The sequence below is a fragment of the Streptococcus sanguinis genome (assembly GCF_900635155.1).
Taxonomy (GTDB): Bacteria; Bacillota; Bacilli; order Lactobacillales; family Streptococcaceae; genus Streptococcus; species Streptococcus sanguinis_G.
Genome location: NZ_LR134002.1, coordinates 1,021,760 through 1,035,681, shown reverse-complemented (window position 1 = coordinate 1,035,681; position 13,922 = coordinate 1,021,760). Strand labels below are relative to the sequence as shown.

Here is a 13,922-nt window from a genome sequence, read left to right as displayed (position 1 = left end):
TCCTCCCTTTATCTGTTTATATTAGGAATTTCTTCAAAATACTCTATACCATCAATCTTATAATTAACTTCAAAGCTAGTTGGCCTCATTGAAGATCCCTCGTAGTTAATCTTAATATCTACTTCAACTTTCTTTGGTGGATTTGATTTTAAAGCATCTGCCCAATCACGTTCAATACGACAATATTCTTTTAGATTGACATCTTTAGCTTGTGAAACAAGGTTATCCAACTCGGGTGATCCACCAAACAAATCTCCGAAGATATGCTCTGCATGATCCCCGATTTCTTTATCTAGAGTATTGAAGTTATGGCGTAATCTATCTTCATGGAGTTTTAATTGTAAATCTTCGGCATAAGCCCGATCGATACGACCCACCTCATCAGTACGATAAAGATAGCGATGTTCTCCAGCCTCATATACCACATTAGGTTTAGGAACTTTTCCATCCATATGACTTCCATCTGTTAAAATTTCACTAGCTTCATCTATTCAATTTCTCGTTTGAGATTTTCCTAATTTTCTACCAGCTAGATTGATTCTATCATGAAGATGATTGATTGAAAATCATGAACAAATTCAATTTATTATATCATACAAACGCAGAATGTAAAAACCACCTCAAAAGGTGGTCAAATTAGGTATTATCTATCTTCCTGAACCAAGAGGTCGTATGGGAAAAAATCTAAATCTTTGAATCGTTCATCGTAGATACCCCTCATCTTGCAAAGGGCAGCGGTATCAAAACTCCAATAGCCGTAATAAGCATCATCTGTCTCATGCGTGTCATACCATGAGGCTTCTGAATGGGCATAGTACCAGAACTTCTGTGCTTCAATAACACTATCCGCATCATTCCCAATCATATTGAGATACTCTAGATGGGAACGGAAATTCTCTACTCGGCCGTCTAATAAATAGATAGCTAATGTATCAATGTAGCCTTCTTCAAACTGCTCACCTGCATCTACAAAGGACTGATACTTACTGAAAATCTTTTCTACATCCTCAATAAATTCTTCCTTACGGTCTTCAAATAGAACAGCTAATGAGAGGTAATCAATCAGTGTATAAATACTTCCTTTAGTTTGATAGTATTTCTGATAATAATTGAGACTAATTTTAAACCACTTAAACACTTCATCTAACGAGTTTCCTAGTGAATAATTTATTCGCAATAACTTCTCAGAGTAACTTGACTGTGATAGGTAATATCTATTTAGATATTGTGGTAAGACACGTTCTCTATGGTCTTGCCTCTCTCTCCTCTCAAATGTTTTCGAATTAAAATTTAACCTTTTCCCAAAATACTCTTTGTCTTTATATTTGTCTCTAAACATCATATTCCTCACTTCATCTTCTTGGCCATATCGTCTAATTGATTGACAATAATACGACCATTCTCCTTAACATTAAACAGATGGCTTTGAACATCACCAAATTCCATAGCATCTTGAATTGCAGCCAAATGTTCTTCACTTACTGCTTTGTCCAAACGATTATTGATCCACTCAAGATCCATCTGGTCCGTTCCATCCGCTAAGCCTTTACTCAATTTTGCTTTATTATACTTAGCCTCTGAAATGATATATGGTGGGTGACCATTTGGATTGTAGTAAACACCATCGATTCCCTTACGCCCAGCATCATCTAAGCCTGTTACCATGTCCTTGCTGATGCGCTCATAACCAAACTGACGGTAGTACTCGTCTTGAACCATTTCACCAAAGTTACCTTTCTTCAAACTAGAAGAAAGCGCCTCTTCACCATAGCGGACTTTTAAGATCTCAGCTTGTTGTTTAGCTATCTCCTCTACTGTATGTACTTCAGCAGTGACTGGAATATTATCCGCCAACATTTTTTTATGGAGTTCATCCAAATGGCTTTCCCACTTGTGACCTTCCCAATGGACTTCAGGATGAGGTTGTTCTGCGGCCTCCTTCACGCCCTTAGCCATATCATCACTATGCTTAGCCAACTGTTCACTGGCTTCTACGTCTGAAAAACCACCCCAAAGGGTGGTTGCATCAATTTACAGTCCTATTCTGGAAGATGGATATGGAGAGTATAGCCACTTTCAGCAAGTTGTTGAGAAACTACATTTAAGAATTTTACTGCATTTTCTACTAAATTATACATGAAATGAATGGATATAATAATCTTATCAAAATCATCTCCGTATTTCGGTACATATTGCTTGGTATCCAGATAAAGAAGGTAATTATTGAGCTTATCCTCAAGCAACTCAAAATGCTCTTCTTCAAATTCCCAGTTACAGGTATCAATAATCAATAACTCCAAGTTGCCATTTACAACACCCATTGTGTCGATTTGGTCTGTTTCGAATACACTCATTTTTTTAGCCTTTCTTTACAATAATCAACGATATATTCATTTATCCATTTACCCTTATTTTGGTATTTTCCTTGTTTACGCTTTGCGATCAAACCTTCAGCCATTTGGAGTGCATCTGCATACTGCTCCCGGTGAATCATTAATAACATTCCTATTAAATCATAACCCGCAAGACTTGGTCCATTCTCAACTGCATAGGCATAGAAATCCTCAAAAGATGAGAAGCTATTTATAAGTTTTAAGACTTCTTCATGCACTTCTGAGAGCACCTCAAAAACCTTGGATTCTACTTTTTCTAAATCAAGGCCATCCATTGTCCAGTCTTCTTTGACTATCTTATATGGTAACGATACACTATCGACTGTAAAGGCTCCAACTGCTCGAAGACTCATGGGCTCCTGCGAATTACTCATCATATCAAAAACTTCCCAAAAGATATCATCAATAATATAGGGTTTTATTGAAGGTTGAATTGTGATAGAAAACTGATTATCTGGAAATTTAATATCGATCATATACGAAACCAGATAGTCTCCTACTTTGTTGAAATAGGCCCAATCTCGAGACTTTAGTTGTAATTTTTTTGCTGCATTGCGCTGAACTTTTTTCAATTCTTTTTTTAGTTGTTTATCTATTTTTGAAAATTTAACCATTCAATCACCTCACTAATCTGGTCTTATAACTGGTATTTCAGTTCCAGGTGGAATTTCGAAGCCACCTCTAAATACACCTTTCCCTTTACCAACAACATGAGCATTAGCACCATCTTTAATCAATTGAAATGCTTTTTTTTGGTTTGGAGTAAGAGGAGCAGTAGCAGAGGATTTATACTCTTGAATCAATAACTGACCGGTTTCCTTATCATACCCCATTGCATCAACTCGAGTACGAACAATTTCACCATCGGGAGCCTCGACGTCAATCGTTATTTGTTCCTCAACATCAGTAGCAATTTTCTTGAAGTCTTCCAGTCTTTCTAGTTCGTACTGACGACCTTGGTTGCGTATTTTAGCCATTCGATCAGAAGTCTCTTTCCAATCCAGGGGTTCACGAGGTGTCTTTCCTTGTTTTGCTTTTTTCTTAAGATATTTTTCATATCGAGCCTGAACTTCAGGATCAGTAAATTTACCGTCCACAAATTCTTCCAGTCCTTTGGCTACATCATCTCCATGCTCAGCTGCCTCGCTATAGAGACCTCGACGTATGCGTTGATACTCTGCTCCTTCACTCGTACTCTGGTACAGTCGAGCTGTGTGCTTACCGATATCATCCCCATAACGGAATTTATCCAAGCCCGCAAAGGCGAACTTCTTGCGGCTAAAGTCATCCCATAGATTCCCTAAACGACTAGTAAAGAAGTCCTTGGTCGCGCCATAGCTTTCCCGAGCCAACTTACCCAGATGACTGTTAGACAGCGCTGTGCGAGCTTTTCTAAAATAAGACATTCCCTTCTGAATCTTGGGCGCCTGAGCCAAACGGCTGACTAGCTTGCTCCCACCAGCCATCTTAGCTAACTTAGCAGGACCAATCCATGAAACAATTTCACTAACGATTTCACCTGCCGCATGACCGCTCTCGTAGCCTGAAAACTTACCAACTAGATTGATTTTATCACGAATCGGTTGCTGCTTCAAATCTTTTGCATGACGCACATCATGGAGAATCGCTCCCATAATACTACCATCTCGAGTACTGTCGTCTAGGTCATTAATCAGATTATTCACTTCTGGAATCATTGTGACCAATCCAAACACATTTCCAAGCGTATTTAGAAAAACGTGCCCAAAAGTCTCTATCCCACCTTGTAAATCATCCTTCATCCACTGTGGAGTCTCATTTCCCGTGAGAGAATTATAGCCTAATATCACACCTTCAGTGGAATATTGAACAAGATCAACGCCAAACTCCGCAACTCCAAAAACTGCATCCCCTACAGCCCCAAAGGCTGCATCTCCAAAACCTTTTAACCATTTCCAGTTAGGATCATCCTTCATCCAGTTAGTCATACTATCTAAGCCATCGGAAAGCCCCTTACGCCAATCTCGTAGTGTTGCTTGAATCGGGTGATGAAGACGCCAATCTTTTTCTATTCGATCCCTTTCCTTTTCTTCCAATTCCTTGGCTTTTTGTGCCTCTAACTTGGCTTTCTGGACACTCTCATCTATCTGATCATCAATCTCCTTGACCTTATCTGCCATAGGAGAAAGATTATTGACTACTTGACTAATGATGGGATCGCTATAGTCAAGCCCATCTGTCTGGTGCAGTTGGCCTAGCAATTCTTGAAGATTCTGAAGACTGGTTTCAGTTGTTAGAGCAGTACCCTGGCTATCCCAAGCAGAAACTTTTTCTATTGTATTGGTTACTACATCCTTAGCATTGGAGAGATTGCCACCAAAATATTCATAGTTCTTAGCATCGCTGGTCACAGAGACTAGGTCACTGACGCTATCCGTTGCGCTGTTAATTGTTTTTCTAATTTGATCAATCTCACCTTTTAGGGTATCAAAATATTCGCTTGTAGACTTCAAATAACTATGGCTAATTATCGCTGTACTTGACTTCTCGCCAGTCGCTGATTGAAAACTCTCTACTTCCTTAGAAAAGTCACTTTGCAGGCTATAAAGAAGATCCTTTAGTTGGATTAGCAGCATATTATGCGAACTATTAATCTCACCAGCGATAGCTTGCCCCACATCTCCGTACATAGAATTAGAAGTAATAACAGAATTATAAGAGCTTTTAGCAGTCTCCAAGCTGGCAATTATTTTTTCTGACTGCGATTGAAGCCCCTCAAAAACATTATATAGTTCTTCTACATCGACGTAAAATCCATCACTCATCTAACCCCTCCTTCTCTACTACTTTCTCATTCAGAAAAGCTAAATAAGCCAACTGATCTACCATAGTCATAAAGGCTGTAGACAACTGGTGATTTTTGATATAAGTTTGGCGGATGACTTCTTCAGATATCCGCTCTTCCCATTCATTTTCATAACCCAAATGAACGACATTCTTAATCATCATGTTGCTAACAAATACAGGCGGAAAAGCAGCAACTTCACCAAATGGCCACACCCGACCAAAATAATCTATCACGTAAGGATCAAAACCTTCTGCCAAAGGAGCCTTACGTCCCGTCAGCATGACAAGCGCCCCTGGCTCCTCAGAAAACATCTCCTTAAGCTCACTGTTCAGCAAATCCAAATCAATCTCAACAACTGAACCAAGGGGATAAATTTTCCCAAAATAGACATCTAAAATAGCTAAAAAAAGAAAAAAAGAATCCTCAGACCACACTTGGTCTTGACCATTAAAAGAGAAGGTAATTTGACCGTTCTGAGTACGGTTAAAAAGAATAGTTGTACCCAGCAATGAATTGTATTCATACTGAGATTTTTTCAACTTGATTAACTTATATAATTCTCTCATTAAAGGAGGTCGATCTCCCAGAAATTCTCCAAATTTAACAACCGTATCTGTTATTTCAAAATCAGTATTCGGCCACGTCGACAAGACAGTACGAAAACTCTCTAACTCTTTAGTACCTGTCATTAGTTAAACCTCACATAATTCTTATTCTTATCAATTTGACTAGCATAGACAGCATCATCCTCAACAATTTTCTCACCCATTTTAGTCATCATATCCGTCCTCGCCTCTCCATACGACTTATAAGAAGTTAAAGCTGAGTTCCAACTATCTTGAATAGTATTAAATTTTTTAAAGCGCGAAAGAGTTGTCTTACTAATTTCTTTTTTTGACAAAGTTATAATCCCATGAACGCCTTTCTTAGCATTACTAACAACGCTAGACCATTCTTCTGGTTTTACACCTACTTGATCTTGAGACATATTTTCTCCTTTTACTGAATAGAATTCCACCAAGATTGTGCTTGGTCCCAAAAACTTTGGGCTGCTCCCAATAAATCTATCTGAGAAGCTTTCAATTTCACTAATTCACCATTAATGTTTTTCAAGGTATCCTGATAATTGTTTTCCATATCAGTCAGATTTGTAATTCCACGCTCGAAATGAAATTTACATTCGTTTTTTAAATCCCCTTTCCAATTACCCGCAGGAGACATATCTCCTGCAGGTCCATTAAAAAGATTTTCTGCACCATCAATTTTTCCATTTAGAAGAACTAACTGTTCTTCTAAAATTTTCTTCGCGGCGTTTAGTCGCTCTATTTTTGCGCCTGCATTATCTGCTTCTTGCTTTTTTTGATCTCCATTTATTTGGCAATTTCTCGCATTTTGAGCATATATTTCATTGTCAACGATTTTTCCCATTAAGTTCCCTTTCTTCTTTTTCTTTAGGTTTTCAAAAAAGGACTAGGACAAGGTCCTAGTCCTTTTATCAAAATGTGCATTAACCTTTGAAACCGAAGCTATTAGCATCTGCTGTATCACGCTCAGAGACAGTGTTCGCATAACTTACTAATTGTTGGTTAATAGATGACAAGAGCTCTTGAAATTTCACTACATCACCGTGGAGTTGGTTATATTGATCCAAGTATGACTTAAAAGCACTACCCTTCCAATGGGCTTCCATCTCACCATTAGCTGCATTTACTGTCTGAATCGCTGTTTCGATTTGATCACGAGCATTTGAATAAACTGCTGCTTGAGCAGTTAGTTCTTCTGGAGATAATGAAATTGTTGACATAGTTGACTCCTTAATTGTTTTAATAATAATATTATATAGTTTAGAAAAATAGATGTCAATAAAAAATAACATAAGTTTAACAACTAAATTTAAAATTTCTTCTATTTACTCTATTTAGTTGGTAAAAATAGAACAGTAAACAATACTTTCATTGAATGCTTTTTTCTATTCCAAATAATGAAATCCCGATTAAAAAGAGAAGACCTACTTGGTCCTCTCAATTCATAAAGATTCCTCAACTATGAAATAGTTAGTAAAAAACTACAACAAATTGATTAAATTTAAAAAAGTTGAAAATTCCTTATTATTTATAGCTGTAAGCCCAGTAGTAAACACCGTTTCCGTCTACAACTGTCGCTACTGCACCTTCAGTTACGTTAGGATCAAGAAGCAATTCTCTCAGACCGCTGTTAGCCCATTTCTTAACGACAACAGAGGCATCTTCATCACGACGTCCAACAAAGCCTGAGCTATCGTATTGACGTGAGATTTCATTTACTTTTGGAAGTGCTTGATTTTGATAAATGTCTTCTGACCATGTCAACTCTTTCAAGCCTTGAGCTTTACGCTCTTCATTGATTTTAGCGAAAGCTTCTTTAGCTTTTGAAACATAGTCATAGTTTGTATCATTTGTTGCTTCAACACGGTAAACAAACTTAACATAACCAAATTCTACATCACTGTATTTCTTGTCCTCAACGCCACTCTTAAGATTTGCAATCAAGACATAATCCTTAGCATATGGGTTTTCTTTGGTTTTCTCAAAGATTTCTGGATCTTCGATTTCCCATTCAACTTTGGCATCCCATCCTGCGTTATCAAGGAACTTAGGATTCATCTTTTCGATAACGTATTTCTTGAATTCTTCAACGTTCTTGAATGGCAATGGTTGACCTGCTTTAGCAGTTGTCACTAGGTTAGTTGAGTACAATTTCACGCTAGAGTCTTTATCACTGTACATGTATTCATCATCCGCAGTGTTTTCGTGAAGTTTTGGATCTACACCTGGATCGTTTGGATCAGTCATACCTTGCAGTTTCCATTTTTGTCCAATCCACTTCCAGTATGCTGAATAACCTGTACGCTCTGTGTTAGATGGTACATAATAGTAGTGTGTACTACCATCGAAGTAGTAATTTTTATCATTCTCAAGGGCTTTATCACCTGGTTTTCCTGGTGGGTAAACCAATTTTGGAGTTTGTCCATTTGGTGCCCAAGCTAAATGCTCAAGACCTTCTGCAGGTTTTTCAACGTATGACGGGATTTGATCTTCACTTGGTTTATCAGTCGTTACCAAACCAGGAGTTTCTGGCACAGCAGGTGTTGTTGGAGTTTCTGGTTTTGGTTCTGCTGGTTGCTCTGGTTTCGGAGCAAATGGATCAAACTCACCTTCTGCACCGTTAATTGGAGGATTTTCTGGCAAATCAACACTTGGTACCTCAGGTTTTGGTTCTGCTGGTGTAGTAGGCTCATCTGGTTTATCAGTAGGAGCTGGAGTTGGTTGCTCTGGTTCCGCTGGAGTCGGAGTTGGAACTTCTGGTTTTGGTTCTTCCGGCTGACTTGGAGTTGTTGGATTAGTTGAGTTATCAGCAGAATCCTTAACAAACACCCACTTGCCATTTTTATAGTAGTAATAGTCGCCATTATCCAACACATAGTAATGATAACCATTTTCATAACGATAATGCGGATCGTTTTCCAAGTTGTTATTGGATGTGCTGTTATTGTTAGTATTTGTCAATGGTTTCCACTCACCATCACGATAGATGCGGTAAGAACCATCCGTCATACGGTAGTAATGGTTACCATTCCAGTAAATGTAGTTTTCATCGTTTGCAAGATTGTTGTAATTATTCCAACCATTATATCCGTAGTTGTTGCTATAGTTGTAATTCCAGTTGTTATAGCCTGGATAATAGTTATTATAACCATAGTTGTAATTATAGCCATTGTAACCATAGTTATATCCGTAGTTATAGTTGTTATAGCCATAATTATAGTTGTTGTAACCATAGTTATAATTGTTGTAACGGTTATTATAGCCGTAATTATAATTGTTATAGCCGCCATTCCAGTAATTATAACCTGGTTGATAGTAGTTATAACCATAATCTTGAGCCTGAGCATTATTCGCAAGAGCAAATGCTGGAATAATAGCCGCAGCCGCTACAACAGATCTTGATAAGAGTCTGAAACGATTGTTCATATTAATTAAACCTCCAAAGTGACCAACATCACTTCATATTTTTGTGGGGGGAATTTATCTTTTGTGCACAACTTCATAAAAAAGAATTTCACGAAATACTGCCAGCTGACAGTTGACTGCTCCATCATTATCAAACGCAAAAAAACGAATCACTAGTTAGTGAATCCACCTGATTAAAGGTTGCACATAAATGTTTTTATAACATTTGATTTAGAAACAAAGAAGTCAATATGCTTGAAAATACTTTTTTATGCATATCTCACCCTCAAGACGAATTATAGCACAAGAAATTTTTGAATGCAAGCATTTTAGTTAACAAGGTGTAAATTATTTTTATGGGTAATTTTTTATAGTTCGTATTTTTGTTTTATTTTCTATTTTTTATCTATAGAAATCATTAAAATCTTCTCATTTACGAACCAATGCAATAGATAATTGTTTATAATTTGGTTTACATAGTGTAAATTATTTTTATTATTTATTTATTGAAACTCCTCGCCCTATCATTCTGATTTTTTATTTAAGTTTATTTTAAGCTTAAGTTAAGGCTTTTTTAAGCATATATTAAGTTTATTTTAAGAGTCAAAGAATCTGTTTATAAATTTCTTGATTGTGGGTTTTTATTTACAGAAATGAATAAGTGTTAAAGAGTAGTAAAAAATACTAGAAGCATTTATTGCAGCTTCTAGTATTTTGAGTTTATTAATATTTGAGTTGTTTGATAACCAAGAGGTGACTATCTTCTTCTCCAACCAAGCTGTGTGGCTCATTGGGCTCCATGGTTAAAAAGGAACCTGCCACTAGCCGCACAGTTTGTTCTCCAGCAGAAAAGCTCACATCTCCCGACAAACAAACAACTGTTACCAGTGCATCAGCACTGTGCTCTGGTACTTCTTTTCCTTTGGCAAGATGCAGATGATGGATGATTCTGCCTTCTTCTTGCACAGGTGTTTCTGCAAAATCATTATTGGGATTGGTAACAAAAAATTTCATTTTCTTCCTCCTTCTAATGGATGATGTGACTACTGATCTTCATAGCCTCCACCAGCAATGCCAAAATATTCTTCTAAAGATTTGCCTGATTGAGCAATTTCCTTGGCTTCTTGACCAATATAGCGCAGATGCCAGCTTTCAGGCATATAGCCAGTTGAACCTTCCTTACCCTCTAGATAGCGAACGATAAAACCATATTTATAGGCGTTATCTAGAAGCCACTGACTTGCTCCGGCTTCTTGCACGAGGTTACCACTCTTATCAATCAAGTCAAAGGCTAAGCCGGTCTGATGCTCACTGTAGCCTGGCCGAGCCGAATAGCGGTCTGCAGCTGCCTTACCATCCTGATTGACATAATTTTGATAGAGTTCTGTCTGAGTATCATAGCTGCGAAAACCACTGTATTGGTCGCTAATAGCATAACCTTGTGCCTGCATGTCTGCAATCAGTTTGAGCAATTCTGCTTTAGCAGTCGCATTCTCACCTGGATTATAGGAAGCTGACAAAGGATAGTGCTTGTTGACTACGAGAATCTCATCATATTTCCCTTTGACACTGTAGTAGCTGCCGTTATAAGAAACATTTTGATCAAGAGTTTTGGCCTCGTGATTTTGCTCCTTTTTAGTATCAGCACTATCTGAAGATGGTGTCGTATCTTGGCTAGAGTTTTTGCCATTTTCAGCATCTTGTTTCTTAACCGTACTGGTTGAACTAGCCACTTGTTTATCAGAGCTATCTCCGGTAGTGTCTTTACCTGACGAACACGCGCCTAGAACAAGAACAGATGCTGCAAGAAAAATTAGTTTACTGTATTTCATTGTCATAATATCAACCTTCTGAAACTTCAAGATTATAGATTACAAAAGAATCACCGCTAGGTTTCAAGTAATAAGTCTTATTTTTACGATTTACACTATTTGGAGTGTTATCGGTATAGTGGACCGTATAGTCCTCATATGTTGTCACGATATAGGAACCATTTTCTTCCTTGATTTCGCGGATATCCAAAGCTCCTGGCTCATAATAGTTAATTTTCGCTTTCTTAACACCACCACCAGTGGTCCACTCAACCATTTCTCGATATACTGCACTAGAGGTATCGTAGTATTGAGAATAGTTGTTGCTCCTATTAGAAACTGAGCTGAAAACAGCACTGCGGTAGTCATTAAGGAAAGTAGAGACTTTTGCCTTTTGAGCCTCAACCTTTTTCGCTTCTTCGTTCTTTTCTCTAATCTTAGAAACCACTTCCTTAGGAAGAGATAATTTCACATTAGTGGTGTCATCTTCCACAACAACTGTCTCTTTATTGGTAGTAAAGGTAGTATCAGAGATAGTAAACTTAGCATAAATTTCAAGTTCTTGATAAGGAACAAGCTGCAACTCAGGGGTCAAACTGCTACCACTCTCTTTACCATTAACAACGATTTTAATATCTGTTGCTTTTGAAGTTTCAGAAGGCATAGTAATTTTTAGCTGTTTCTTTTCAGACTTGAGATCGAGTTTGATTTCATTATCCTTAGCCGTAGCTAAATCAAGCTGAACCTTACTCTCTACATCTCCAACATCCGTCTTACCTTTGAGAGTAAAGTCTTGTTTGATAAAGTGATATTCACCCAATTCAGTGTCAGTGTTTTTCTTAAGAGTAATAGTTTTTTTCTCACCAGGTTTAATGGTAGCATTATCCAAATTGGTATTGACTTTAACTTTGACTGGATAGGAAACCATCTGATATTCCTGAAAAATACCAAATTTCTTACTCTTTTCAGTAACACCTAAAATCTTATTATTGTTGTCATCGATATAAGCAGATTTGCCATTTGACTCAACAATGTTATCTAGCTCAGTTTCGAGATTAATCTCCTGGCTCTCTAGATGCTCAACTAGCGCTCTTGCTTCAGCACGTGTCCACTTATCGGATTGAGTAGAAAGAAGACTTGCCACTTCATCAAAGTCTTTACTAGAGACGGCTTTTGCAAAATGGTCTGTGACCACTTTAACTCCAGTTATAGAATTTAAATAGAAGAATGCTCCAATCAAAGCGGCAACTAGAAGGGTTGGAGCCCCAATCATGATTGCTTGCTTCTTTGATATTCTCTTTTTAGCCTTTTTTACTGGTTTCTGTGGTAATTGTGAGTCGAGTAGTTCAGACCGAATAGGCAGGTTAGAGAATCCTTGACTCTTAGCCTCCGCAAATTCTTCTTTGGTAGGTTTTCGACCAATATTATTTTCAAAAGCTTGCAGCCAATTCTTACGAAGCTCTTCATATTGGCTAGATTCAAATGAGCTTTGCTTATCATCTTGGGAAGATGGTTGAACCGATTCTTCTGTGACAGAATCTTCAGAAGGTGTCTCCTGAACAATATTTTGATTATCAGAAGCTTCATCAGTAGTATTTTCTACTGACGAAGTATCTGTGGTTGCTTCCTCTGCTTCGCCTGCAATCTCCTTAATCTTTTTTGGATCAAAGTTAGATTGTTTGCCGGCTAGAAACTCACTTGCAGTTGGTTTTCGACCAATTACTTTTTCAAAGAGATCAACCCATTTTTCTTTTGTTGCCATAAATCTCCTCCAAGATTACATCATTGCGATACTAGTTAGTAGAGAAAAAGCGATGAAAGAGAAGAAAAGTGTAATCACACCATTGACAATAATGGCCAATAGGTATTTATAAAAAGGATCCATAGAGTTGTTTGTCTTGGAATAAATCAAAGCAAAGGTCGCCCCAACTCCGACTAACAAAAGACCAATCCATGTGAAGAACAGAGATAAATGAATAATACCCAACAGAGCAAACAGAGCTGAGACAGCAATAAATGGAAGAACAATGGCATAAAGTCGACCGTACCAATCAAAAGCCTTATTAAAGGTAAAACTTCTATCCTGATAGACCAAACGCTTCACAACAAAACCACCTAAAATAATAGAAAAAAGGAAGAGAGCTGCTGCTATCAGTGAAACAAAGAAGACTTTGAAATTAAAAGTCGGTCCATTATACGTACCTAAACTCATGATACCAATGGTACTGAAAATATTGTAGTTTGCGACAATAGCAAAAAAGAACACTGTCAAACCTAGAGATAGGTAGCCATTCACCTTACTGCTCTCAACTTCAGATGTCGGTGATTTCCAAGCTGAAACAAGCCAAGTCCAGAAACCTTTCATTGTTTTAGAAAACTCGTTGGGCTGAGGAGGTTGTTGACTGTAATAAGCCTGCGGTCCTTGTTGAGGTACTTGTGAATTGAACTGTCCTTGCTGTGTGTTGTTCTGATAAGCTTGCGGACCAGAAGACTGAGGCTGTCCATTAAAGGAAGTTGCTTGCTGAAATCCTTGTTGCTGATAAGGTTGTCCCTGATTAGCAAATTGATTTGGATTCGCTTGTTGCTGTGGAACTTCTTGATATTGTTGAGAAGCCTGCTGAGCAAAAGGCTGTTGGAAATTTTGTTGCTGAGCAAAGTTTTGTGGTTGACCTTGTGTTTCAACTGTTTGAGCTTCTTGTTGAGACTGTTCAAAGCTTGATGAAGCTGGGCTAGCTTCACTAGGCGCTTGCTCTGTCCTTACCTGTTCAGCTTCCACAAATTCCCCTGCAGCAAAAGCTTGAGCAATTTCTTCCTCTGTAGCTGAGCGTCCGTTAACGGCCTCAAAATATTCAAGCCAATCTTCTTTTGACATATATATTCTCCTATCCTCAATTTATTATAC

At 37.8% G+C, this 13,922-nt stretch carries 15 protein-coding genes; all 15 read right to left on the bottom strand.

Annotated features, from left to right (window positions below; genetic code table 11):
* Positions 1-8 precede the first annotated feature (8 nt).
* Positions 9-452, bottom strand: coding sequence for a DNA/RNA non-specific endonuclease (locus ELZ47_RS05320; protein WP_126435504.1), 444 nt, complete (start codon positions 450-452; stop codon positions 9-11).
* 191 nt (positions 453-643) lie between these two features.
* Positions 644-1,339 (bottom strand): PoNe immunity protein domain-containing protein, encoded by a 696-nt coding sequence (locus tag ELZ47_RS05315; RefSeq protein ID WP_126436104.1) that lies wholly within the window; start codon positions 1,337-1,339, stop codon positions 644-646.
* Positions 1,340-1,347: 8 nt separating this feature from the next.
* Positions 1,348-1,977: a hypothetical protein gene (locus ELZ47_RS11960; protein ID WP_232011374.1), complete on the bottom strand. Its 630-nt coding sequence runs from the start codon at positions 1,975-1,977 to the stop codon at positions 1,348-1,350.
* A 62-nt stretch (positions 1,978-2,039) separates the two neighbouring features.
* Entirely contained in the window at positions 2,040-2,354 is a 315-nt protein-coding gene (locus tag ELZ47_RS05305; RefSeq protein WP_125332677.1) for a DUF6572 domain-containing protein, read from the bottom strand.
* Positions 2,351-3,007, bottom strand: coding sequence for a hypothetical protein (locus ELZ47_RS05300; RefSeq protein WP_126435502.1), 657 nt, complete (start codon positions 3,005-3,007; stop codon positions 2,351-2,353). The genes ELZ47_RS05305 and ELZ47_RS05300 overlap by 4 nt, the downstream gene beginning before the upstream one ends.
* A 12-nt stretch (positions 3,008-3,019) precedes the next feature.
* Positions 3,020-5,197: an LXG domain-containing protein gene (locus ELZ47_RS05295; protein WP_232011373.1), complete on the bottom strand. Its 2,178-nt coding sequence runs from the start codon at positions 5,195-5,197 to the stop codon at positions 3,020-3,022.
* The gene (locus tag ELZ47_RS05290; RefSeq protein WP_126435500.1) at positions 5,190-5,909 is read right to left on the bottom strand and encodes a DUF4176 domain-containing protein; all 720 of its coding nucleotides are present in this window, start codon (positions 5,907-5,909) and stop codon (positions 5,190-5,192) included. Before ELZ47_RS05290 ends, ELZ47_RS05295 begins: the two co-directional genes overlap by 8 nt.
* On the bottom strand, positions 5,909-6,208 hold the full coding sequence (locus tag ELZ47_RS05285) for a hypothetical protein (protein ID WP_232011372.1): 300 nt from the start codon (positions 6,206-6,208) through the stop codon (positions 5,909-5,911). The genes ELZ47_RS05290 and ELZ47_RS05285 overlap by 1 nt, the downstream gene beginning before the upstream one ends.
* A gap of 11 nt (positions 6,209-6,219) precedes the next feature.
* On the bottom strand, positions 6,220-6,648 hold the full coding sequence (locus ELZ47_RS05280; protein ID WP_126435499.1) for a hypothetical protein: 429 nt from the start codon (positions 6,646-6,648) through the stop codon (positions 6,220-6,222).
* Between the two features lie 79 nt (positions 6,649-6,727).
* Positions 6,728-7,024, bottom strand: a complete 297-nt coding sequence (locus ELZ47_RS05275) for a WXG100 family type VII secretion target (RefSeq protein ID WP_032909709.1) — start codon at positions 7,022-7,024, stop codon at positions 6,728-6,730.
* 304 nt (positions 7,025-7,328) lie between these two features.
* The gene (locus ELZ47_RS05270) at positions 7,329-9,230 is read right to left on the bottom strand and encodes a CAP domain-containing protein (RefSeq protein ID WP_126435497.1); all 1,902 of its coding nucleotides are present in this window, start codon (positions 9,228-9,230) and stop codon (positions 7,329-7,331) included.
* 702 nt (positions 9,231-9,932) lie between these two features.
* Positions 9,933-10,223 (bottom strand): cupin domain-containing protein, encoded by a 291-nt coding sequence (locus tag ELZ47_RS05260; protein ID WP_002895366.1) that lies wholly within the window; start codon positions 10,221-10,223, stop codon positions 9,933-9,935.
* A gap of 29 nt (positions 10,224-10,252) precedes the next feature.
* On the bottom strand, positions 10,253-11,047 hold the full coding sequence (gene ldcB, locus ELZ47_RS05255; protein WP_420031187.1) for an LD-carboxypeptidase LdcB/DacB: 795 nt from the start codon (positions 11,045-11,047) through the stop codon (positions 10,253-10,255).
* Positions 11,048-11,051: 4 nt separating this feature from the next.
* Complete coding sequence (locus tag ELZ47_RS05250; protein ID WP_126435493.1) at positions 11,052-12,782, bottom strand: TcaA second domain-containing protein; 1,731 nt, start codon at positions 12,780-12,782, stop codon at positions 11,052-11,054.
* A gap of 15 nt (positions 12,783-12,797) precedes the next feature.
* On the bottom strand, positions 12,798-13,892 hold the full coding sequence (locus tag ELZ47_RS05245) for a DUF6574 domain-containing protein (RefSeq protein ID WP_126435491.1): 1,095 nt from the start codon (positions 13,890-13,892) through the stop codon (positions 12,798-12,800).
* Positions 13,893-13,922 lie beyond the last annotated feature (30 nt).